At 28.4% G+C, this 22,440-nt stretch carries 20 protein-coding genes and 1 tRNA gene; 18 read left to right on the top strand and 3 right to left on the bottom strand.

All coding sequences use genetic code 11. The features are described from left to right. The first annotated feature begins 452 nt into the window (after positions 1 to 452). The 6 genes from Lupro_RS05685 to Lupro_RS05660 all read left to right on the top strand — a co-directional run bounded on the left by Lupro_RS05685 (position 453) and on the right by Lupro_RS05660 (position 5,342). The gene (locus Lupro_RS05685; protein WP_082703864.1) at positions 453 to 1,622 is read left to right on the top strand and encodes a diphosphomevalonate decarboxylase; all 1,170 of its coding nucleotides are present in this window, start codon (positions 453 to 455) and stop codon (positions 1,620 to 1,622) included. 27 nt (positions 1,623 to 1,649) lie between these two features. Further along, on the top strand, positions 1,650 to 2,012 hold the full coding sequence (locus Lupro_RS05680; RefSeq protein WP_227807496.1) for a four helix bundle protein: 363 nt from the start codon (positions 1,650 to 1,652) through the stop codon (positions 2,010 to 2,012). Between the two features lie 9 nt (positions 2,013 to 2,021). Continuing rightward, a complete protein-coding gene (locus Lupro_RS05675) occupies positions 2,022 to 2,948 on the top strand; it encodes a mevalonate kinase family protein (RefSeq protein ID WP_068207125.1) in 927 nt (308 codons plus the stop codon). Positions 2,949 to 3,003: 55 nt separating this feature from the next. After that, positions 3,004 to 3,939 carry a geranylgeranylglycerol-phosphate geranylgeranyltransferase gene (locus Lupro_RS05670; RefSeq protein ID WP_068207123.1) on the top strand — a complete coding sequence of 312 codons (936 nt, stop codon included), beginning with the start codon at positions 3,004 to 3,006 and terminating at the stop codon, positions 3,937 to 3,939. Between the two features lie 56 nt (positions 3,940 to 3,995). Beyond that, entirely contained in the window at positions 3,996 to 4,901 is a 906-nt protein-coding gene (locus Lupro_RS05665; protein ID WP_068207120.1) for a pseudouridine synthase, read from the top strand. Between the two features lie 153 nt (positions 4,902 to 5,054). Continuing rightward, positions 5,055 to 5,342 (top strand): hypothetical protein, encoded by a 288-nt coding sequence (locus tag Lupro_RS05660; protein ID WP_068207118.1) that lies wholly within the window; start codon positions 5,055 to 5,057, stop codon positions 5,340 to 5,342. Positions 5,343 to 5,398: 56 nt separating this feature from the next. Here the strand turns inward: Lupro_RS05660 and Lupro_RS05655 are convergent. After that, positions 5,399 to 5,471: transfer RNA gene (locus tag Lupro_RS05655), tRNA-Phe, on the bottom strand. A gap of 96 nt (positions 5,472 to 5,567) precedes the next feature. Here Lupro_RS05655 and Lupro_RS05650 point away from each other — a divergent pair. From Lupro_RS05650 to Lupro_RS05620, 7 genes are all read left to right on the top strand, one after another. Then, positions 5,568 to 6,290: a type III pantothenate kinase gene (locus Lupro_RS05650; protein WP_068207116.1), complete on the top strand. Its 723-nt coding sequence runs from the start codon at positions 5,568 to 5,570 to the stop codon at positions 6,288 to 6,290. Positions 6,291 to 6,293: 3 nt separating this feature from the next. Continuing rightward, positions 6,294 to 7,577, top strand: a complete 1,284-nt coding sequence (locus Lupro_RS05645; protein WP_068207114.1) for a BamG family beta-barrel-assembly machinery protein — start codon at positions 6,294 to 6,296, stop codon at positions 7,575 to 7,577. A gap of 17 nt (positions 7,578 to 7,594) precedes the next feature. Continuing rightward, positions 7,595 to 8,965 carry a tetratricopeptide repeat protein gene (locus Lupro_RS05640; RefSeq protein ID WP_068207113.1) on the top strand — a complete coding sequence of 457 codons (1,371 nt, stop codon included), beginning with the start codon at positions 7,595 to 7,597 and terminating at the stop codon, positions 8,963 to 8,965. Between the two features lie 32 nt (positions 8,966 to 8,997). After that, a complete protein-coding gene (lptC, locus tag Lupro_RS05635) occupies positions 8,998 to 9,558 on the top strand; it encodes an LPS export ABC transporter periplasmic protein LptC (protein WP_082703863.1) in 561 nt (186 codons plus the stop codon). Positions 9,559 to 9,561: 3 nt separating this feature from the next. Then, positions 9,562 to 9,750 (top strand): hypothetical protein, encoded by a 189-nt coding sequence (locus Lupro_RS05630; protein WP_068207111.1) that lies wholly within the window; start codon positions 9,562 to 9,564, stop codon positions 9,748 to 9,750. Next, the gene (locus tag Lupro_RS05625) at positions 9,751 to 11,016 is read left to right on the top strand and encodes a hemolysin family protein (RefSeq protein ID WP_082703862.1); all 1,266 of its coding nucleotides are present in this window, start codon (positions 9,751 to 9,753) and stop codon (positions 11,014 to 11,016) included. Positions 11,017 to 11,137: 121 nt separating this feature from the next. After that, positions 11,138 to 13,300: a peptidylprolyl isomerase gene (locus tag Lupro_RS05620; protein WP_068207108.1), complete on the top strand. Its 2,163-nt coding sequence runs from the start codon at positions 11,138 to 11,140 to the stop codon at positions 13,298 to 13,300. Between the two features lie 85 nt (positions 13,301 to 13,385). On the opposite strand, the gene rho is transcribed toward Lupro_RS05620, so the two are convergent. Beyond that, a complete protein-coding gene (gene rho / locus Lupro_RS05615; protein ID WP_068207105.1) occupies positions 13,386 to 15,116 on the bottom strand; it encodes a transcription termination factor Rho in 1,731 nt (576 codons plus the stop codon). Between the two features lie 220 nt (positions 15,117 to 15,336). Here rho and Lupro_RS05610 point away from each other — a divergent pair, with 220 nt between their 5' ends. From Lupro_RS05610 to Lupro_RS05600, 3 genes are all read left to right on the top strand, one after another. Next, positions 15,337 to 15,771 carry a DUF4293 domain-containing protein gene (locus Lupro_RS05610; protein WP_068207102.1) on the top strand — a complete coding sequence of 145 codons (435 nt, stop codon included), beginning with the start codon at positions 15,337 to 15,339 and terminating at the stop codon, positions 15,769 to 15,771. A 100-nt stretch (positions 15,772 to 15,871) separates the two neighbouring features. Then, positions 15,872 to 16,582 (top strand): response regulator, encoded by a 711-nt coding sequence (locus Lupro_RS05605; RefSeq protein WP_227807487.1) that lies wholly within the window; start codon positions 15,872 to 15,874, stop codon positions 16,580 to 16,582. Between the two features lie 19 nt (positions 16,583 to 16,601). After that, positions 16,602 to 18,311, top strand: coding sequence for a tetratricopeptide repeat-containing sensor histidine kinase (locus Lupro_RS05600; RefSeq protein WP_068207099.1), 1,710 nt, complete (start codon positions 16,602 to 16,604; stop codon positions 18,309 to 18,311). Here Lupro_RS05600 and Lupro_RS05595 read toward each other — a convergent pair. Continuing rightward, complete coding sequence (locus Lupro_RS05595; protein WP_068207096.1) at positions 18,308 to 18,802, bottom strand: metallophosphoesterase family protein; 495 nt, start codon at positions 18,800 to 18,802, stop codon at positions 18,308 to 18,310. The genes Lupro_RS05600 and Lupro_RS05595 overlap by 4 nt on opposite strands. 27 nt (positions 18,803 to 18,829) lie before the next feature. Between Lupro_RS05595 and truA the strand changes: the two genes are divergently transcribed. Further along, positions 18,830 to 19,621 carry a tRNA pseudouridine(38-40) synthase TruA gene (gene truA, locus Lupro_RS05590; RefSeq protein WP_335339135.1) on the top strand — a complete coding sequence of 264 codons (792 nt, stop codon included), beginning with the start codon at positions 18,830 to 18,832 and terminating at the stop codon, positions 19,619 to 19,621. Next, complete coding sequence (locus Lupro_RS05585) at positions 19,614 to 21,377, top strand: ABC transporter ATP-binding protein (RefSeq protein WP_068207090.1); 1,764 nt, start codon at positions 19,614 to 19,616, stop codon at positions 21,375 to 21,377. The genes truA and Lupro_RS05585 overlap by 8 nt, the downstream gene beginning before the upstream one ends. The last annotated feature ends 1,063 nt before the right edge of the window (positions 21,378 to 22,440 follow it).

Raw genomic sequence — 22,440 nt, 5'->3', positions numbered from 1 at the left:
ATTTCAATAGCGTCAAAAGCACTTATTAAGCCTAAAATTTGGCATAAAAACCCCAAACAACAGCAAATAAGGTGAAATGATTAACTAAATTTATTGTTTTTTGAAGATTTCTTTTTTTTAGAAAACCTTTAACAATTAAGATGATAACTAAAATTAAAATTAATAAAAGTAGATACATAAAAGCGGGGCCGCCATCATTTAGAATTGATAAAAACATAATAACTAAATTTTAAATTAAACTTTTTCAAATGTAAAATGATTTTAAATTGAATAGTTTATTTTTTCGATAGTTGACAAATTAAGTTACCTATTTAACAAATTTAGAGCTAAATTGTAAACAATCCTTAAAATTGTTTGAATAAGGGTGTAAATAGGTAATTGGTCTATAAAAAAATGTGACATAAAATAATTTGTGCACCTTAAAACAATTATCTTTGCTCAAAATTTTTATTTTGATTGAATCTGACTTTATTCTAACTAATTTTGATACTACAAAAGCTGCTGAAGGGAGTTTCACTTGGAAAACGCCAAGTAATATTGCTTTGGTAAAATATTGGGGAAAAAAAGAACCTCAAATTCCTGAAAATACTTCCATTAGTTTTACGTTAGATGCTTGTTTTACGTTAACTACGTTAGAATATACAAATTTGGACACTGAGCGGAGTCGAAGTGCAGGTTCTTATAATGAGATGCTGAAACAAGTTCAGCATGACGAATTGGAGAAGGCTGAGCGGAGTCGAAGTTTTAACTTTGATATTTATTTCGAAGGAGAGAAAAAAGAAGATTTCAAACCTAAAATTCAAAAATTCTTTGAAAGAATAGAACAATATGTTCCGTTTTTAAAGCAATATGATTTTGTAATAAAATCACGTAATTCTTTTCCTCACAGTAGTGGTATTGCATCATCCGCAAGTGGAATGAGTGCGTTGGCTTTGTGTATTATGAGTTTGGAGAAAGAACTAAACCCTGTGATGACAGATGATTATTTCAATAAAAAAGCATCATTTTTAGCGCGTTTAGGTTCAGGAAGCGCGTGTAGAAGTATTGAAGGTGAATTAATTGTTTGGGGAAATCATTCAGATATTAAAGGAAGTTCAAATTTATTTGGGATAAAATTTCCGTATAAAATGCACAAAAATTTCAAAAATTATCACGATACCATTTTGCTAGTTGATGAAGGTGAAAAACAAGTGTCAAGTACTGTTGGGCATCAATTAATGCACAATCATCCATTTGCACAACAACGCTTTTTACAGGCAAATGAAAATATATCAAAATTGTCAAAAATTCTTCAAACCGGAAATTTAAAAGAATTTAGTAGTTTGGTGGAAAGTGAAGCACTAACATTACATGCAATGATGATGACAAGCAATCCATATTTTATACTAATGAAACCAAATACTTTAAAAATTATTCATAAAATATGGGAATTTAGAAATAAAGCAAATGCTAATATTTGCTTTACCTTAGATGCTGGAGCCAATGTTCATGTGTTGTATCCTGAAAACGAAAAAGAAAGGATTAACAATTTTATAATAAAAGAGCTAGTGCCATTGTGTCAAGAAAATCATTATATTTGCGATAGGGTTGGACAAGGAGCTAAACAAATAATTAATAATTAAAAGTGAATAATTAATAATTTGTTTATGATAAAAGAAAATCTAATTAAGAATAAGAGTTTTCAATTTGCGATTGACATTGTATCTCTTTATAAAGATTTGGTAGAGAATAAAAAAGAATTTGTGATGTCCAGACAATTATTAAAATCGGGGACTTCAATTGGAGCAAATGTTAGAGAGGCAGAATTTGCCCAAAGCAAGGCTGATTTTAGTAGTAAAATGTCAATAAGTTTAAAAGAAGCAAACGAAACGGGATATTGGTTGGAGTTGCTTTTTAAAACAAAATTTATTAATGAAAATACATTTAAAGAATATAAAATAAAATCAACTGAAATATTGAAGTTATTAGTTAGTATTGTTAAATCTTCTAAAAGGTTAATTTTTCATTTTTAATTAAATTTTATGAAAGGACCACTTTTTTACGCAAAAATTTTACTCTTCGGTGAGTACGGTATTATAAAAGACTCCAAAGGTTTAGCAATACCATACAATAGTTATCAAGGTGCTTTAAAAAAAGCAGCTATTTTAACAGAAGAAGTAAAAAAATCAAATAAAAAATTACAAAATTTCTACGAATACTTAGCAACTTCAAATCAAGAGTTAGTTTCATTAAGGCTACAAGACTTAAAAGCAGATTTAGATGAGGGAATGTATTTTGATTCTAGTATTCCGCAGGGTTATGGCGTAGGTAGTTCAGGTGCTTTGGTAGCTTCAATTTACGATAAGTATGCCAATGATAAAATTACGGTTCTAGAAAATTTAACACGTGAAAAATTACTAAAATTAAAACAGATTTTTTCTTTTATGGAATCTTATTTTCATGGGAAAAGTTCTGGTTTAGACCCTTTGAATTCATATTTAAGTTTACCAATTCTAATCAATTCAAAAGATAATTTAGAACCAACCGGAATTCCATCTCAAAAAGAAGGAAAAGGAGCTGTATTTTTATTAGATTCAGAAATGGTTGGCGAAACTGAACCAATGGTTACCATTTTTATGAATAAAATGAAGAACGAAGGTTTTCGGAAAATGTTAAATGAAGATTTTGCAAAATATACTGATGCCTGTATTGATGATTTTTTAGGAGGAAATGTAAAATCGCTGTTTGGTAATGTAAAACAATTATCAAAAGTAGTACTTGAAAATTTTAAACCAATGATTCCACAAACCTTTCATAACGTTTGGCAAAAAGGAATTGATTCTAATGATTATTATTTGAAGCTTTGTGGTTCAGGTGGTGGTGGTTATATTTTAGGTTTTACAGAAGATTATATTAAAACTAAGAATATTTTAAAAGATTATAAACTAGAATTAGTTTATAGATTTTAGCACTTTATTATTTACATAAATAAGGTGTTTATATTGTTACACTTTCTTATTTTTTATGGATTTATTAGAAATTTCTAAAAATAACAGTAAAAAGCAGGCTCCTTTTTATATAAAGGCGTTGAGTTTGTTTTCTGTAGTTAGGGGTTACAATATATTATTAATTGTAATAGCCCAATATTTAGCTTCAATATTTATTTTCTCTCCAGAAAAATCATTACGATATGTTTTACTTGACATAAACTTGTATTTTATTGTGCTTTCAACAGTTTGTGTAATTGCTTCTGGATACATTATAAATAATTTTTATGATGCTGAAACGGATAAAATAAACAGACCTTTAAAATCAAAAATTGATAGTATAGTTGATCAAAAAACAAAATTAACAATTTATTTTTTGTTTAACTTCATTGGTGTTGTAATTGCCCTATTGGTTTCTTGGAGAGCTGCCTTGTTTTTTTCTGTATATATTTTTTTAATCTGGTTGTATTCACATAAGTTAAAAAAATACCCTTTAACTGGGTTATTTTCAGCTGCTATTTTAGCATTACTACCTTTCTTTGCTATTTTTGTGTATTATAAAAATTTTTCTGAAATAATTTTTACACATGCAGCATTTTTATTTTTTATTTTATTGATAAGGGAATTGATAAAAGATTTGGAAAAAATTAAAGGAGATTTTATACATAATTATCAAACGATACCTGTAAAATATGGCGAATATTTCACTAAAATACTCATTACTCTTTTAACTCTTTTAACCTTAAATCCAATTTATTTTTTACTAAGATATCCTGAAATTGGAGGGATGAAATATTTTTTTTACTCAAGTATAGTTGTTCTTCTGGTATTTGTAGTTGTACTGTGGTTAAGCAACAGTAAGCGCAATTATGTATTATTACATTTAATTTTAAAATTGTTGATTGTTGCAGGCGTGTTTAGTTTGGCATTTATAGATTATTCAATAATAATTGATAAAATACTACTTAAATAAGTAAATATTTATTTAAGTGTCAATTGAATAAGCTATTTTTGCAAAAAATATAAAAAATGAATTCAAGTAAAAACTCGTCGAGAGGACGACAACAAAGTAAAAAAACTTCTCAAAATAGTTCAGTTAAAAAGTTTAATGATAAAAAGAAGTTTTCTAAAAATTTCAAAAATAATCCTATTTCTAGAAAAAAAAGAGTTACTTCTGATAAGGAAAAAATTTCAACTAAAAAACAACCAGAAAACTCTTCAGAAAATGAGAGTATTCGTTTAAATAAATACATCTCTAATTCAGGTATTTGTTCTAGAAGAGAAGCAGATGTTTATATAAAATCAGGAAGTGCTTCAGTTAATGGTAAAATAGTAACTGAAATGGGGTTTAAAGTTTCACCTACAGATGAAGTGAGGTTTGATGGAAGTTTAATAAGTCCTGAAAAGAAGCGCTATGTATTATTAAATAAGCCAAAAAATTTTATAACAACAATGGATGATGATAGAGGGCGTAAAACCGTTATGGAACTAGTGGCAAATGCCTCAAAAGAACGCATTTATCCAGTTGGTAGATTAGACCGAAATACTACAGGCTTATTATTGTTTACAAATGATGGGGAGTTGGCAAAAAAATTGACGCACCCCAAACACAATATTCAAAAATTATACCATGCATCATTAGATAAAAAGCTATCAATGCGTGATTTACAAAAAATTGCAGACGGGTTTATTTTAGACGAGAAAAGAGTTTTGGTTGATGAGATTTCATATATTATTAATCAGCCAAAAAGCGAAATAGGTGTTAAAATTCATTCAGGAAGAAATAGAATTGTAAGAAGAATTTTTGAACATTTTAATTATAGCGTAGTGAAGTTGGATCGTGTAATTTTTGCGGGCTTAACTAAAAAAGATTTACCAAGAGGTCATTGGAGACACCTTACAGAAATGGAAATTAACACATTAAAAATGCTCTAATTTTAATGATTAACAACGTATTCTAATTTTCACTTTATTTAAAACGCTAAATAGCAGTTGGTTAAAAAGTATTAACTTCATATTATTAAATAGCTTTTGATTCAAATTTTTTTATATATTTGGATTGAAATATTTTATTAAAATCAATTTGCTTTGAACAGAATAATTGTAGATTATAAAAAATTAACTCCTGAAATTTTAGACTTACTGGTTGAAAAATTTCCAGATGGGTATGGGATAAGAGATGTTATTAAATTTATAAATCCTAAAGGTAAGTACGTTGAAGCTGTAGAGGTTAGAACAGATAGCACCATTTATCTTGTTAAAATAAGTGATGAGTTGGTAGATAGTATGGAGAGCCATGAAGAGGAAGATGTGCTACCTCCCGAAATAGAAGATGAACTAAAAATAGATGATGTAGATTTAGAAATAGATTTATAGCAAAATATAAAATAATTTTTAACTAAAAAACCCGAACAATTTGTTCGGGTTTTTTGTGGTACCTCCAGGAATCGAACCAGGGACACAAGGATTTTCAGTCCTTTGCTCTACCAACTGAGCTAAGGTACCATTTCATAGCGGGTGCAAATATAAATGTATTTTTTATACATAACAAAACAATTTTAAAAAAATCTGTTGTATTTTTGAACTGTTTAATAAATAAGGATGAACTTAATAATAGACGTTGGGAATACGAGAATTAAAATTGCCGTTTTTAAAAAAGGCAAACTCATTCACTCTGAAAGTATTACCAAAGAAAATATTGTAATTAAAGTTGTAGAACTTATAAATAAGTTTGAATGTAGAAACGCAATAATTTCATCAGTAGGTAACATTAAAAAAACACAAATTTCGAAGCTACATGCTATAATTAACTTAATTGAACTGACCTCTGAAACAAAAATTCCGTTTATTAACAAATATTCTACACCAAAAACTTTAGGAATGGATAGGGTAGCTTTAGTTTCTGCAGCCGTCAAATTATATTCTAATAAAAATGTATTGGTAATTGATGCAGGTACATGCATTACTTATGATTACATTAATATGAATAGTTGTTACTTTGGAGGAGCAATTTCTCCAGGAATACAAATGAGGTATAAATCTTTAAATAAATTCACAAAAAATTTACCTCTTTTAGAACCAAAATACACCAATCAATTAATTGGACAATCAACAGATTCTTGTATTCATTTAGGAGTGGTTAAAGGTACTATAAATGAAATCGATAGTTTTATTAATCAGTATAGAAAAAAAAATAAAGATTTAACAGTAGTTTTAACAGGAGGTGATACAAAACTCTTGGCAAATAGATTAAAAAATAGCATATTTGCCAATCCTATTTTTTTATTGGAAGGATTAAACGCAATTTTGACCTATAATTTATAATAAATGACAAGAAAAATAATAGTAATAATAACACTATTTGTTTCGGTTTTTAGTTTTGCACAAAAAAATAATACATCAGCTTATTCTTTTTTTGGAATTGGAGATAAAAACAATATAAATACCGTTGAACAGCTGAGTATGGGAGGAATTGGAGTTGCTTTTAATGATGCATATCACTTGAATTTCTCTAATCCAGCAGCTGTGGCTTTTTTGTCGTTTACAAATTATACGCTGGCTTTTGAAAATATAAATATGAGTGCTAAAGATGGTAATGATAAGCAAAAAGCGGGTACAACGTACCTTTCTTACTTGGCCTTTGGAGTCCCAATAGGAGATAAAGCGGGAATGTCTTTTGGATTGTTGCCTAATTCTTCAGTTGGCTACTCTTTAGTTTCAAGTGTTTTTGATAATGAGAATATTTTAAAAGAAGCTACATTATATAATGGTGATGGAGGTACCAATAGAGTTTTTTTAAACTTTGGTTACAAAGCATTTAAAGGATTTAGTGTAGGTTTGCAAGGAAACTATGTGTTTGGTAAAATTGAAAATAGTATAATTAACCAACAAGAAGGAGCTTCACTGGCTACTAAATATGAAACACGATCTAATGTGAAAGGTTATTCTTTAGATGTAGGATTTCAATATAAAACTGCTTTAAATAAAAAAGTAGATTTAAATTTAGGGGCTAGCTTTGAATTAAGTAATACCATAGATACAGAAGGAAATGAGTATTTATATTCAGTATCTATAGCATCATTTGAATCGCCTCGGGATACTATACTAAGTGTAGAGAGTGTAGGTTATTTAAAATCTCCTGTAAAAACTAGTTTAGGAATAGGTGTTGGAAAAGAGTATAAATGGTTTATAGGTGCAGATTATAGTTTTCAAAATGCATTAGAATTACAGGGTAGTATTTTTAATAGCTATTCAAAAATAAAGTACGATAAATATAGTAAAATGGCAATTGGAGGATTTTATATCCCCAAATTTAATTCTATTTCAAGTTATTGGGAAAGAGTTACATATAGAGCGGGATTGAAATTTGAAAAAACAGGATTATTAGTTGATGCTGTGGGAAATGGAGTAGATTTTACAGCCGTTGATGATTTTGGCATATCTTTTGGAGTAGGATTACCATTGAGTCAACAATTATCAAATATTAATCTTGGATTTGAATTTGGTAAAAGAGGTAAAACAACCGATGGTTTAGTGCAAGAAAATTATTTCAACTTTAGATTAAGTCTTTCGCTAAATGATAAGTGGTTTAAAAAGATAGAAATATTTTAATTAAAAATGATAAGAAGATGAAAAAAATGAAACAAATTTTAGCTTTATTATTTGTATTAATTTCAACAACAATGTTGTTTTCTCAAGAACAATCTGAAATAGATAGAGAGAAATTAATGAAATACAATCTCTTTAAAGGAGATTTTAAAGCTAAAAAATATGATAATGCCTTTGAAAATTGGATGTGGTGTATGGATAATTGCCCTCAACTTTCAGTTAACATATATAAGTATGGTATTAAAATTGCTGAGCACAAACTTGAAAATGCTCCAGAAAGTGAGAAAGCTGCTGCTGCCGATTTGGTTATGAGAGTGTATAACCAAAGGTTAAAATATTTCCCTAAAGATGCAGCAAAAATATATGATAAAATTGCTACGTTTAAGGCTGAACAGGGAGCATCAGAAGAAGATGTGTATAGTTGGATTGAAAAATCTTTTAAAGAAGACCCAACAGAGGTGTCTCCTAAAAATTTGTACAAATATTTTGATATTATTTTGAATAAATATAAAGATAATAACCCTCAAAAAGTTTTTGACACGTATGATGAAGTAGGAGAAGGATTAGAATTAAAAAGAGCAGCATACTCAAAAAAAATAGAGGCAATTAACGCTAAAGATTCTACAACATTAAGTTCTAAAGATAAGAAAAAAAGAAAAATATATCAACAAATACTTACAAACTTATCTATTGTTGAAGGAGGGTTAGATGCTAAATTATCAGCTATTTCAACTTGTGAAAATTTAATTCCTTTAAATAAAAAGAACTATGAAAAAAATAAAAATGATAAAATTTGGTTGAAAAGAGCCGTATCAAGAATGTATAACAAAGAATGTACAGAAGACCCATTTTATGATACATTAGTTGAGGCTTATGTTGAAGCAGATCCATCTTCTAGTGCCTATGTATATTATGCAGGCTTCTTATTAAAAAATGGCGAAACTAATAAAGCGATGGATTATTTTAAAAAAGCCATTGAAGAAGAAACAGATTCATACAAAAAAGCAGGATTTTTGTTGAAAGTTTCCCAAATTTTAAGTAAAAAAGGAAGAAAAAGTGAAGCTAGAAACTATGCGTATAGAGCTTTAAAAAATGCACCAACTATGGGTAAGGCTTATTTAATAATTGCCTCTATGTATGCGTCAAGTGCTAATTCTTGTGGAACAGATGTAGTTTCAAAAAGAATGGTATACGTTGCAGCGTATAACAAAGCAGTAAAAGCAAAATCTATAGATCCAAGTATTAGTAGATTAGCTAATAAATATATTAGAGCCTATTCAGAAAATATGCCTTCTAAAAAAGATTTATTTGTGGCTGGTGTTAAACCAGGGACTCCTCATAAAATAGGGTGTTGGATAAATGAAACAGTGAGAGTTCGTTCAAAAGATTAGATTTAAAACAGTATAATTGATATATTTGTCAAATGACAAAATCAGTTGTAAATAAAATTATAAACATTGCTATTGTGTTAACAGTAGCAATGTTTTTTTCATGTACAAATGATCCAAAAGAAGTGAGAGATTTTTTAGCTGATAAAAACCTGCCAATTGGAGAGGCATATAACATAAACCTAAGACATACAGATTCAGGAAGAATTGATATTAGAATGAGAGCACCACTAATGCTTGATTTTAGTAATAGAAGCCTTCATCCATACTCTGAATTTCCAAAAGGGATAAAAATTACATCTATTGAAAAAAATGGAGACTCAGTTACTATTGAAGGAGATTATGCCAAAAGTTATAAAAAAACAGCAGTATCTGAGATAGAAAATAATGTGATAATTATTAATTATGCCCAAAAAAATAAGTTAACAACAAATCAAATTTATTGGGATCAAAAAACACATTATTATTTTACGGAAGAGAAATTTATATTTTATACACCAACTGATACAATTAGCGGAACAGGGTTTGAAGCTTCTGAAGATTTAAAAAAGTGGTGGGTTAAAAATCAAAGTGGTATTATTAATATTAAAGATTAAAAAATGCAAAAAATTTGGAAAATATTTGAATATGGTTATTTAATTATAGCAATTGTATTTATTATTGAAACCATTATAAATTGGGGTACTCAAAAAGCGTATTTATTATTATTGTTTTCTGTTTTAGCTATTTTTATGTATTTTTTTAGAAAACGATTTAGAAAAAAATTTGAAAATAGAAATAAAAAATAAATGGAATTTCAAATTGCGGTTATATTAATTTCTATATTGCTTTCTGCCTTTTTTTCGGGGATGGAAATAGCATATATTTCAGCAAATAAATTCCAAATTGAAATAGAAAAAAAGAAAGAAGGCTTTACTTCAAAAATATTGAATAAATTAACGTTAAAATCTTCTAAATTTATTACCACAATGCTTGTTGGTAATAATATTACTTTAGTAATTTATAGCTTCTTTATGGGGAAACTTTTGCTTCAGTTTTTACCACTAAATCAATTAAACGAGTTTTCAATATTATTAATTCAAACCACAATTTCAACAATTGTAATTTTAGTAACTGCTGAATTTTTACCGAAAGCAATATTTAGAATCTATGCAAATGAAGCCCTTCTAATTTTTGCGCCTTTAGCTTACTTCTTTTTTATTATTTTTCATTTTATATCAGATTTTATTACACTTATTTCAGATTATTTTTTAACAACTTTTTTTAACTCTCCTAAAGTTAAAAATAAAACTGCGTTTAGTAAAGAAGAATTAGGGAATTATATTACGAAGCAGTTAGAAAACACCAAAAATGAAGATGAAGTAGATTCAGAAATTCAAATTTTTCAAAATGCATTAGTCTTCGATAATGTTAAAGCACGTGAAATTATGATACCACGTACTGAAATTGTTGCTGTTGATATTAATGAAACTATTGAAAATTTAAAAAAACTATTTATTGAAACGGGTTATTCCAAAATTTTAGTGTATAATAACTCATTAGATGATGTGTTAGGTTATGCTCATGCTTTTGAATTATTTAAAAAGCCTACAAATATTAGGTCAATTATACTAGCTGTAGATTTTGTACCAGAAAGTATGATGATAAATGACGTATTAAATATTTTAATAAAAAAGAAGAAAAGTATTTCAGTTGTTTTGGACGAATTTGGAGGAACTTCAGGTATTATTACCATTGAAGATGTTGTAGAAGAATTATTTGGGGAAATTATAGATGAACACGATACGGTTAATTTGCTTGAAAATAAAATTAATAATAGAGAATTTGAGTTTTCAGCACGTTTGGAAGTAGATTATCTTAATGAAACTTACAATTTAAATTTAGAAGAAAATGAAGCCTATGAAACTTTAGGAGGTTTTATAGTTTATCATAATGAAGATATTCCAAAACAAGATGAAATTATAGAAATAGATAATTTATATTTTAAAATGTTAAAGGTAGATGCCTCAAAAATAAAGGAAGTTTACCTAAAAATATTAGACAAAATAGATTAATTATGTATAATAGTTAAAATACTTCGTTTTTACCGTTAATTATAATTATTTCACTTTCATAATTAAATACTTAATTGTATTTTCGCTCACTGTAATAAAAGAAATAAAAAGAAATAATATAATGGCAATTTTATCAAAAATTAGAGATCGTTCAATGTTCTTAATCCTAATAGTAGGGTTAGCACTTTTTGCATTTGTACTTGATCCATCGTCAATTCAAAGTTTTTTTAGCTCAAGTAAAGTCAATTCAATCGGTGAAATTAACGGTGAAAATATAGATAGAGAAGAGTTTGCAAGGCAGGTTGAAGTTTATAGATCACAAAGCAGAGGTAGAGCAACTCAAATGCAAGCAGTAAATGCTGTATGGAATTCCATGTTAAGTGATAAAATATTTGAATCTGAGCTAGAAAAGGCCGGAATAGTAGTAGGAGAGAAAGACATATGGGATGCAATGATTGCACTACCAGAAATTCAAAATTCACCTCTATTTAAAAATGATATAAATCTTTTTGATCAAGAAAAACTTAAAGAATATATTGCTAATATGAAAGATGAGGCTGAAGCAGGGAACACAAAGGCTTGGTCTAATTGGTTAGCAACAGAAAAAAGTATCAAACAAAATTTACAAAGGTTAGCCTATACATCTTTGGTAAAAGATGGTCTTGGAGCTTCGTTAAAAGAAGGCGAAAGAGATTATATGTTTAACAACACCAAAATAGACGCAAAATATGTATTTGTTCCATACACATCAGTTCCCGATAGTTTGGTAACTGTTACAAAAAGTGAAATAAAAGATTATATTGAGAAAACTTCTAAAATTTTCAAATCAGAGGCTACACGTACTTTGAAATATGTAAAATTTGATATAGAACCGTCTAAAGCTGATGAAGAAGATATTAAAAATGTTGTAGCTAGTTTTATTAATGATAGAGAAGAATATAGCAACGCTGCTAAAACCACGGTAAAAGTAAAAGGGTTTAAAACTACTACCAATTATGAAGAGTTTTTAAATGATAACAAATCTGATTTATCAATAGATAACAGCTATAAGTTTAAAAACCAAGTTCCAGCAAATATTTCGGAAGCAATTTTTGAGGGTTCTTTAGGAGATGTTGTTGGACCTTACAAAGATAATGGCTACTACAAAATATCTAAAATTGTTGAAATTTTACAATTGCCAGATTCTGTAAAATCGAGTCATATCATAGTTCCTTATAAAGGAGCAACAAGATCAACTTCAACAAAAACTAAAGAAGCAGCTAAAAAAACAGCAGATAGTATTTTTGCAATTGTAAAAAACAACAAGTCTAAGTTTGTTGAGATTGCTGATAAGATAAATTCTGACGGAACAAAAGGAAAAGGAGGATCTATAGGTTGGGTAAGAAAAGATCAAGCCTTTTCAGCAAGTTTTGATAAGGATTTTGCAAATTTTATTTTTAAAAATAAAAAAGGAAGTATAAAAATTGTTGAAACAGCATTTGGTTATCACATAATTAAAATAAACGACCAAACGAAACCTAAAAAAGCGGTAAGATTAGCAACTTTTGCTCGTTTAATTGAACCTTCTGAAGCAACAGAAAACACTATTTTTGAGAAAGCAGAAACATTAGCTGCCAATTTAGATGAAGGTAAAAATATAGATGATTTAGCAAAAGAATTAGATTATAAAGTTCAATTAGCAGTTAATTTAAAAGAATTAGATGAAAACGTTCCAGGGATAGGTACTCAACGACAAATAGTTACTTGGGCTTTTAACGATGAAAGGGACCCTGGAGATTCAAAACGTTTTGATATTGAAGTTACAGGTAAAAGAAGCTATGCTGTAGTTGTGCTAAGTGATAAAACTGAAGAAGGAGATTTGGTTATGAGTTCTTCAATTATTCAAGAAGTTCTTTCAAAGTTAACAAAAGAGAAAAAAGCAGCTATAATTAAAGAAAAAATGAATGGAGGTACATTAGATGAGATAGCTAAAAATAGTAATACAAATGTACGCGTGGCATCATCAGTAACTTTAGCAAGTCCATTAATTTCTGGTGTAGGAAATGAGCCTTTTGTTGTAGGAGCAATGTCAACTCTACCAATAAATGAAATATCAGATAAAATTGAAGGAGACAAAGGGGTATTTGTTGTTAAAGTAATAAAACGAGAAGTTCCAACTAAATTGGAAAACTATAATACTTTTAGTAAAAGGAAGGCTAATATACTTAAAGCTAAAACATATCAAATATTTAAAGTGTTAAAAGAAACAGCTGATGTAGTTGATAATAGAAGTAAATTCTTTTAGAAAGAAAAGTTATATATAAAAAAAACCTGTTCATTAAAATGAACAGGTTTTTTTTTATAGAATAATTTGGAGTTTGAGAATAATTTTATCCGTTCATTGAAATTAGAAACTCTTCATTTGAAGTTGAAAACTGTATTTTATCTTTAATAAACTCCATTGCTTCAACAGGGTTCATATCAGCTAAGTATTTTCGTAGTACCCACATACGTTTAACAGTTTTAGAATCTAACAGTAAATCATCTCTACGAGTGCTAGATTTAACAAGATCAATGGCTGGGTAGATTCTACGGTTAGAAATATTTCTTTCTAATTGAAGTTCCATATTACCTGTTCCTTTAAATTCTTCAAAAATCACTTCATCCATTTTTGAGCCAGTTTCAGTTAATGCAGTAGCAATAATTGTTAGAGAACCTCCATTTTCAATGTTACGAGCTGCACCAAAAAAACGTTTTGGTTTGTGTAAAGCATTAGCATCAATACCACCAGATAAAATTTTACCTGAAGCAGGAGCTACAGTATTGTAAGCTCTTGCTAAACGTGTTATTGAATCTAATAATATAACAACGTCATGTCCACATTCAACTAAGCGTTTTGCTTTTTCTAAAACAATATTGGCAACTCTTACGTGTTTGTCTGCAGGCTCATCAAAGGTTGAAGCAACAACTTCACCTCTAACACTTCGTTGCATATCAGTTACTTCCTCTGGTCTTTCATCAATCAATAAAATAATTTGATAAACATCAGGATGATTTGCAGCGATTGAATTTGCAATATCTTTAAGTAACATTGTTTTACCAGTTTTTGGTTGGGAAACAATCATTCCTCTCTGTCCTTTTCCTATTGGAGAAAACAAATCAATAATTCGTGTTGATAAAGTACTAGATTTACCAGCTAAATTAAATTTTTCTTCAGGGAATAGAGGTGTTAAATGTTCAAATGAAACACGATCTCTAACAACATTAGGATTTAATCCATTAATTTTTGATACACGGATTAATGGAAAATATTTTTCCCCTTCTTTAGGAGGTCTAACTACACCTTTTACTGTATCACCAGTTTTTAAACCAAATAATTTTACTTGAGATTGAGATAAATAAATATCATCGGGTGAAGATAAATAGTTATAATCTGAAGAGCGTAAAAAACCATAACCATCAGGCATCATTTCTAAAACCCCTTCACTTTCTATAATACCATCAAATTCATAATCAGGATCCCTGTATCTATTCCCATTATTAATACGTTGACCTTTGTTATCTCTATTATTTGGTCTTTGTTGTTTAGGGTGATTTACTTGTTTAGGATGATTTACCTGCTTAGGATGATTTTGTTGTTTGGGTTTGTTATGCTGCTGGATAGTAGTTTCCTTTTGGTCTTTTTTCTCTTGTTGATTTGTTTGATCAACTACAGGAGTAGTATTGTTTTCAGGTTTTTTAACCTCACGTTTAACAATAGGCTGTTTCGTATTTGTTTTTTGAGGTTCCTTCACCTCTCTTTTTTGTTCAGGTCTTTTTTTTGTAGGTTCTTCTACCTTATTAACCTCTAAAGCAAGTTCTTTTTGGGCATTATCTTTATCAGTTACCTTGTTGACTTTAGCAACATTTGGTTTTTTTTGAATTCTTCTTCGTCTTGGTTTACCATCATTAGATGAAGGTGTATTTTTAATGACTTTTGCTGGGGTTGAGGCTTGAATGTCAAGTATTAAATAAACTAAGTCTAGTTTTTTTAATTGACTAAACTTCTTAGCTCCAATAGTTTTTGCGATTTCTTGTAACTCTACAAGAGTTTTCTCCTTTAATTGGGAAATTTCAAACATTATGTTTAGTTGTAATTATTATTAATATGTAAGACTATCTTAATTATTCTTTAAATAATTTTTGTGAATTAAACTTTGAGGTAATCAAGTTGTTTTAGTTGTAGCTTTCCTTTACCGCTAAGTAATAGGAACATCGCAAATATATGAAATTATTTTATATATGTAATCTTTATTCTTTAAAAAAGAAAATGTATTTTTGCTTTTAATTATTTTATTAGGTATGATTCAAAGAATACAATCTGTTTATTTACTTTTAGCAACACTCCTTTCAGGAGGGTTAATATTTGTATTTAATCTTTGGGTTGATGATAAAGGAATTAGCTTTTTTGTTATAGATTCCTTTCGAACAGAAAGTGTACCATTAAAAATAATGGCTATACTATTTTTTGTTTCAGCTGCTTTAACATTTATTGCTATTTTTCAATTTAAAAAGAGGCAATTACAATTTGTGTTAGGCCGATTAGCAATTTTGACCAATTTTATTTTATTAGGTATCATCGTATATTTTTCACAAAACTTATCTGGAGAAATTAAAATTTCTGAGAAAGGTATTGGGTTGTTTATTCCAATTTTAACAATTTTATTTGTAGTAATTGCAAATAAGGCTATTAAGAAGGATGAAGAACTTGTAAAATCTGTTGATAGATTACGGTAAACCTTTTATCTTAGTGTATTTAGTGCAAAAAAACCATTTCAATTTAATTTGAAATGGTTTTTTTATAACGGTTTACAGTTAGAAATAAATTTCACTACTTTTGGGTATAAATTTTGTGTTATTTAGTCATAAATTTGGAACAGGGAAAATATTGGAAAAGATAAAAGTTTATATTGCAGACGATCATCAACTATTAATAGATGGTATTATTGCAGTGTTGGGATCCGAAAAAAACATAGAAGTTGTTGGTTATTCGCTTAATGGCGAAGATGTGATTGACTGGTTTAAAAAAAACACTGCAGATATTCTAATTTTAGATATCAATATGCCAAAAATTGACGGGGTTGGCGTACTGCAATATTTTTTTAAAAAAGGCTTACAGCAAAAAGTTATTATATTATCAAGCTATGATGATACCAAACTTATTAAAGAAGTTCTAAAAATTGGAGCTAGTGGTTTTTTAGCAAAAAAATGTGCAGCCGAAAATATTATTGAAGCTATAAATGTAGTTTATAAAGGCAAGCAATATTTTAGTAAAAGTATTCAAGATAAGTTAATTGCAACTTTTACAAATAATGCCATAAAAAGTAATAGAGAATCTATAGAAAGTTCTTTTTTTAGTTCGTTAACTCCACGTGAAATAGAAGTTTTGAAATTAATTGCTGAACAATATAGCTCAAAAGAAATTAGTAAATTACTTCATATTAGCATAAACACAGTTGAAACACACAGAAAAAATTTAATTAGTAAATTAAATGTTAAAAATGTAGTAGGTTTAGCTATTTATGCAGTTAAAAACAATATTGTTTAATTTTCATTAAAATCACATAATGAAGTTTCTAAAACGAGCATTATTTATAATTTTTATTAATTTAATTTTAATAGCAAGTGTTTCTGCAGATAATTTAAATCATCCAATTGAATTCTCAATTGATTTAAAAAATAAAAAATTAATTGCTATAAAAGAGTTAATTAATCAAGGAAAAACCAAGGAAGCTCTTCAGCAATTATACAAAGTAATTGATGAAGTTGAAAATCAAAAAGATACAGTTGCTATTATTAATAGCCATAGAATGTTAGCAGATATTTTACGCGATAATGGCGATTTTAAAAAATCAAATTTAAACTACAGTAAAATAATTCCACTAATTAAATCAGATTACGAAACACTTCAATATATTTATTTTAAGAAAGGAGGAAACTTTCAGTTAGATGGTATTGTTGACAGTGCATTGGTTAATTATATTAAAGCGATTGAGATTGGTAAAAAAATTAAAAATAAAGAAGATCTAAAAGCTAAAATACATGCTAATTTATCTGGTGTTTATTACTTGAAAGCTAATTATAATAAAGCCATTGAGCATTCAAAAATTGCTGCAAATTATCAAAAAATTCTCGGTAATTTGGATATTGAGGCTGGAATTATAAATAATTTAGGCGGTATATATTATATGCAAGGTAAATATAAAGAGTCTTTAAAAATGTTTCAAAAGGCTTTGTCAATTGTAGGAAATGGGAAAAATGAACTTGATAAAAAGACAAGACGATCAGCCTACATAAATATGGCCTATGCATACAGTGCTTTAGATGATTATAAAAAAGCGTATGAATATCAGGATAAATATTCGGTTATTGATGATTCTTTAAAACAAGAATTAAAGTATAAAGAAATAGCAGAGATAGAATCTAAGTATAAGGTTGCTAAAAAAGAAAAAGAAGCTCAAATAGAAAAAAATAAACGATTGAAAGCGGAATATTGGACATTTGGGTTGAGCATTGCTTCTGTTATTTTATTACTGGTTATTTATATAATTTTTAAATTATACAGACTTTCCAAAAAAAATTATAAACTTCAAATAGCACAAGAGCAACTTATTTATAATAGTGCTATTGAAAAAGTAAAAAGCGATGCCCAATCTAAAATTTTAGTTGCAACATTAGACGGTAGAATAGAAGAGCGTAGACAAATAGCTTCGGTTTTACATGATAATGTTAGTGCATTATTATCGGCTGCAAGTTTACATTTATACGCAAGTAAAAAGCAATTAAAGGATAGTACGCCCATTGAAATTGATAAGTCTCAAGCTATTATTTCTGACGCCGCAGATCAAATTAGAGATTTGTCACATAAATTAATATCATCAGTTTTATTAAAATTTGGATTAACTGTAGCAGTTCAAGATTTGTGTGAAAAAGCTTCAAACTCTACTTTGAAAATAAGTGTTAATTCAAAAAATATTACCAGATTTAACCAAAATTTTGAAATTAAACTCTTTAACATTATCAATGAAATAGTGAATAATATGTTAAAGCATAGCAAAGCCCAGAATGGTGTTATTAAATTAGAACAGCTAAATGGGAATCTGCAAGTTGTTATTTTTGATGATGGTAAAGGATTTGATGTAGATAAAGTACGTAATAAAAAAGGGATTGGATTAAGCCAAATAGAAGCTAGAATTCACGTTCTTGGAGGGTTGATAAATATAGTATCATCAAACTCAGGGACACGAATTTTCATTTCAGTTCCAATTGTGTATTAAACGTTGTTTAACTCTATAATTTCTAAATTAGAAATAGTTCCTTCATGAATTTCAAACCGAACCATAGTTCTTATTTTGTGAAATCCATATTTTCCTACTGCACCTGGATTTATATGTAATAAATTAAGTTTTTTGTCAAAAATCACTTTTAAAATATGAGAATGCCCACTAATAAATAATTGAGGAGGGTTTTTTATAATCTTTTCTTTAATTCTTTGATCATATCTATTTGGATATCCGCCAATATGTGTTATCCAAACGCTTACTTTCTCAATGGTAAATATAGCATCTAATGGGTATTCAGTTCTTATCAAAGCATTATCAATATTACCATAAACAGCTCTTAAAGGTTTTACTTTTTTAATAGTGTCAATAACTTCAAGAGACCCTATATCACCAGCGTGCCAAACCTCATCGGCTTTTTTTATAAATTTTAATATTTGGCTATCAATAAAGCCATGGGTATCAGAAAGTAATAATATTTTTTTCATAAGTAAATAAAATCCAAAATAACAAATATGATGTATATTTGCAGCTGTACAAAAATAACATTTCAATTGAGATATTTTATTGAATTATCATATAAAGGAACAAATTATCATGGTTGGCAACTACAACCAAATGCTATTAGTATTCAGGAATTAATAAACAATGCTTTTACAACTATTTTCCGAACAGAAATAAATGTGGTTGGTGCTGGAAGAACAGATACAGGTGTGCATGCTGAACGGCTTTTTGCACATGTAGATTTTGATGATGAAATTGATATTAAAGATATAATTTATAGATTAAATTCCTTATTGCCAAATGATATTGTTATAAATAATATTTCAAAAGTTTCTAAAAATGCTCATGCACGTTTTGATGCAACTAGTAGAAGTTATGAATATCGTATTTTTTTAGGAAGAAATCCTTTTTTAACTGAAACTACTTGGCAGCTTACTAATAAAAAGTTAAATATTATTAAAATGAATGAAGCGGCAAAAATTTTATTAAATTACACTAATTTTAAAAGTTTTGCACGTGCCAATTCTAATGTTAAAACATATAATTGTGAAATTAAAAAAGCAGTATGGATTGTAACAGATAAAATGCTAACTTTTCATATTACAGCAGATAGATTTTTAAGAAATATGGTGAGGGCAATTGTAGGAACATTACTTGATGTTGGCAATAATAAAATAACATTGGAAGATTTTAAACAAATAATTGAAAGTAGAGATAGATGTAACGCAGGGACTTCTGCACCGTCTCAAGGGTTGTTTTTAACAAGCGTTACCTATCCAAAAACAATTTTTATGAATGAGTAAGAAAGTTACAGGGAACGCTTTTGACGCAAAAATATTTAAGCGTTTAATGGGTTTTGCAGCTAGGTATAAATGGCAATTTATTGTTAGTACTATTTCAGCAATTTTAATGTCAATTGTTTCAGTAGCAAAACCAATTTTATTGCAAAAAATTGTCATGATTTATTTTGAGAATAAAGATAAAGAAGGCCTTTTAAATTATTCTTTATTAATGATTTTGTTTTTACTTGCAGAAGTGATTTTACAGTTTTTATTTATTTACATTGTAAATTGGATGGGACAGCATATTATTAAAGATATAAGGATTCAATTGCAAAAACATATGTTGCAGTTTAAAATGTCTTATTTTGATAATTCTTCCGTAGGGAAATTAGTTACACGATTAGTGTCAGATACTGAAACCATAGCGCAATTTTTTGGGCAAGGGTTGTTTATGATTATAAGTGATTTACTCAAAATGTTTGTGGTTGCAATTGTAATGTTATGGATGAACTGGAAATTAGCATTCATTGCTTTTATAATACTTCCTATTTTAATTTACGCTACTAAATTATTTCAAATAGCTATAAAATCGGCCTTTCAAGAAGTTAGAATACAAGTTGCCAATTTAAATGGTTTTGTACAAGAGCGGGTTACAGGTATGAATATAGTTCAGCTTTTTAACCGTGAAAAAATTGAATATGAAAATTTTATAAAAATTAATAATAAGCACAAAAAAGCACATGTACGAACTGTTTGGTATTATTCAATTTTCTTTCCAATAGCAGAAATTTTATCATCAATTGCCGTTGGTTTATTGGTGTGGTATGGAAGTTTAGATATTGTAAATGAAGGAATAACAGATGCCGGACAGATTATTGCATTTATTATGATGTCTCAAATGTTATTTAGACCACTACGCCAAATAGCCGATAAGTTTAATACACTTCAAATGGGAATGGTAGCTGGTGATCGAGTTTTTGAAGTTTTAGACACTCATAGTCAAATTGATAAAACAGGTAAAGTTGAGGCTAAAGATTTTAAGGGTAACATTGCATTTAAAAATGTACATTTTAGTTATATTGAAGGTGAAGAAGTTTTAAAAGGAATATCATTTAATGTTAATGCAGGAGAAACAGTTGCTATAGTTGGTGCAACAGGAGCAGGAAAATCTACCATTATCAATTTAATAAATCGTTTTTATGAAATTAATGAAGGTGAAATATGTGTGGATAATCAAAATATTAAACAATATACCTTAAAATCATTGAGAAAGAAAATAGCAGTTGTTTTACAAGATGTGTTTTTGTTTTCAGATTCAATTTTTAATAATATTATTTTAAGTAATGAAACTATTACGTTAGACGAAGTAAAAAACGCAGCCAAAGAAATAGGAATTCACGAATTTATTATGAGTTTGCCTAATAATTACCATTACAATGTAAAAGAAAGAGGGGCAATGCTATCATCTGGACAACGGCAATTAATTGCCTTTTTACGTGCCTATGTTAGTAAGCCAAGCATATTAATTTTAGACGAAGCAACATCATCTATAGACTCTTATTCTGAAAAATTAATTCAGCAAGCAACTGATAAAATTACGAGGCACCAAACTTCTATAATTATAGCGCATAGGTTAACTACTGTTAAAAAAGCTGATAAAATTATAGTGATGGACAAAGGTAGAATTGTGGAGCAGGGCTCTCACTTAGAGTTGTTACATAAAAACGGCTACTATAAAAATTTGTACGATATGCAATTCGCAAGCGAAGTGGCTTAGTTGATGTTTTTAAGTAATCAATCTGGCAATATAGTCTGATGTTAATAACTTGTTCTACATCCTATTGAAGACAAGAAATTCATAAATTAGGATGCATTTAGATTCCTGCATCTATCTGCCTACAGGTAGGTTTGCAGGAATGACAGCCTTTTTTTGCGACAACATTTGTAAATAATTAATAATCAGAAATCTTTATGTTGAACTTAGGATATTAAATAATTAACTACAAATTTATAGAGGTCAGTAGATAACTACATCTAAATTTGAAATGGTAAAACACTGAATATAAAAGTGTAATGAAAAATAATTTGTCTGTTCGAGCGCAGTCGAGAACTATATCACACATAAATAGGTCTCGACTGCGCTCGACCTGACACATACAAATAGAATTTATTAAATTAATCGTATGAAACTATCTACTTACCTCTACAAATTTTCTTAAAAGTAGGCTTTCTCCTTACTTTAGTATGCAAAAACCATAAACTTTTGACATATAGCATATAAAAGAAAATAAAATTTTGCCAAGTCTTTTTTTTTTTTTTTACATTTAACCAGAAAAAAGATACAAACTCCAAAAAAATTGCAAAAATGAAAGGAATAATTGTTGTAAATTCATGTTACTTTTTGAAATATTTGTCATTCCTGCGTAGGCAGGAATCTAATTATTGTATCCAAAAAAATAAAATCCTCTGTTTGTAACATTTTAAGAACAAAATATGCGAATACATTGTTTAACCTAAAACCACTAACTATGACATAGCTACTATAACAAACAGAGGATAGTATTACAAAAGTAATACACCTCGCAGTTTTTACAAAATAAAAAGACACTACATAGTTGTAAACATATACTATATAGTTGTTTTATCAAATGTAGGTAGCCATCTGAAAGACGTATTCGGCTGAAAATAAGCAGTTCAAAACAAAAATAAAATCGTAAACGAAAGACGGTTTTAGAATAACTCGCCAAAAAAAGAGACTGAACTGAGATAAGTAAAACGAATGCAAATTTTGGATGATTACCGAAAAATGGTCGAAAACTAACTGCTCAAGACCTTAAAGA

It is taken from the genome of Lutibacter profundi (assembly GCF_001543325.1).
Classification (GTDB): Bacteria; Bacteroidota; Bacteroidia; order Flavobacteriales; family Flavobacteriaceae; genus Lutibacter; species Lutibacter profundi.
Note: the sequence above shows the minus strand (reverse complement) of the source record. Positions and strands in the feature narration are given on the sequence as shown.

Excerpts from the sequence above, each read along its gene's own strand:
- Lupro_RS05675 (WP_068207125.1), top strand. The coding sequence starts at position 2,022 with ATGAAAGGACCACTTTTTTACGCAAAAATTTTACTCTTCGGTGAGTAC.
- Lupro_RS05670 (WP_068207123.1), top strand. The coding sequence starts at position 3,004 with ATGGATTTATTAGAAATTTCTAAAAATAACAGTAAAAAGCAGGCTCCT.
- Lupro_RS05665 (WP_068207120.1), top strand. The coding sequence starts at position 3,996 with ATGAATTCAAGTAAAAACTCGTCGAGAGGACGACAACAAAGTAAAAAA.
- Lupro_RS05650 (WP_068207116.1), top strand. The coding sequence starts at position 5,568 with ATGAACTTAATAATAGACGTTGGGAATACGAGAATTAAAATTGCCGTT.
- Lupro_RS05645 (WP_068207114.1), top strand. The coding sequence starts at position 6,294 with ATGACAAGAAAAATAATAGTAATAATAACACTATTTGTTTCGGTTTTT.
- Lupro_RS05640 (WP_068207113.1), top strand. The coding sequence starts at position 7,595 with ATGAAAAAAATGAAACAAATTTTAGCTTTATTATTTGTATTAATTTCA.
- lptC (WP_082703863.1), top strand. The coding sequence starts at position 8,998 with ATGACAAAATCAGTTGTAAATAAAATTATAAACATTGCTATTGTGTTA.
- Lupro_RS05630 (WP_068207111.1), top strand. The coding sequence starts at position 9,562 with ATGCAAAAAATTTGGAAAATATTTGAATATGGTTATTTAATTATAGCA.
- Lupro_RS05625 (WP_082703862.1), top strand. The coding sequence starts at position 9,751 with ATGGAATTTCAAATTGCGGTTATATTAATTTCTATATTGCTTTCTGCC.
- Lupro_RS05620 (WP_068207108.1), top strand. The coding sequence starts at position 11,138 with ATGGCAATTTTATCAAAAATTAGAGATCGTTCAATGTTCTTAATCCTA.
- rho (WP_068207105.1), bottom strand. The coding sequence starts at position 15,116 with ATGTTTGAAATTTCCCAATTAAAGGAGAAAACTCTTGTAGAGTTACAA.
- Lupro_RS05610 (WP_068207102.1), top strand. The coding sequence starts at position 15,337 with ATGATTCAAAGAATACAATCTGTTTATTTACTTTTAGCAACACTCCTT.
- Lupro_RS05600 (WP_068207099.1), top strand. The coding sequence starts at position 16,602 with ATGAAGTTTCTAAAACGAGCATTATTTATAATTTTTATTAATTTAATT.
- Lupro_RS05595 (WP_068207096.1), bottom strand. The coding sequence starts at position 18,802 with ATGAAAAAAATATTATTACTTTCTGATACCCATGGCTTTATTGATAGC.
- truA (WP_335339135.1), top strand. The coding sequence starts at position 18,830 with ATGATGTATATTTGCAGCTGTACAAAAATAACATTTCAATTGAGATAT.
- Lupro_RS05585 (WP_068207090.1), top strand. The coding sequence starts at position 19,614 with ATGAGTAAGAAAGTTACAGGGAACGCTTTTGACGCAAAAATATTTAAG.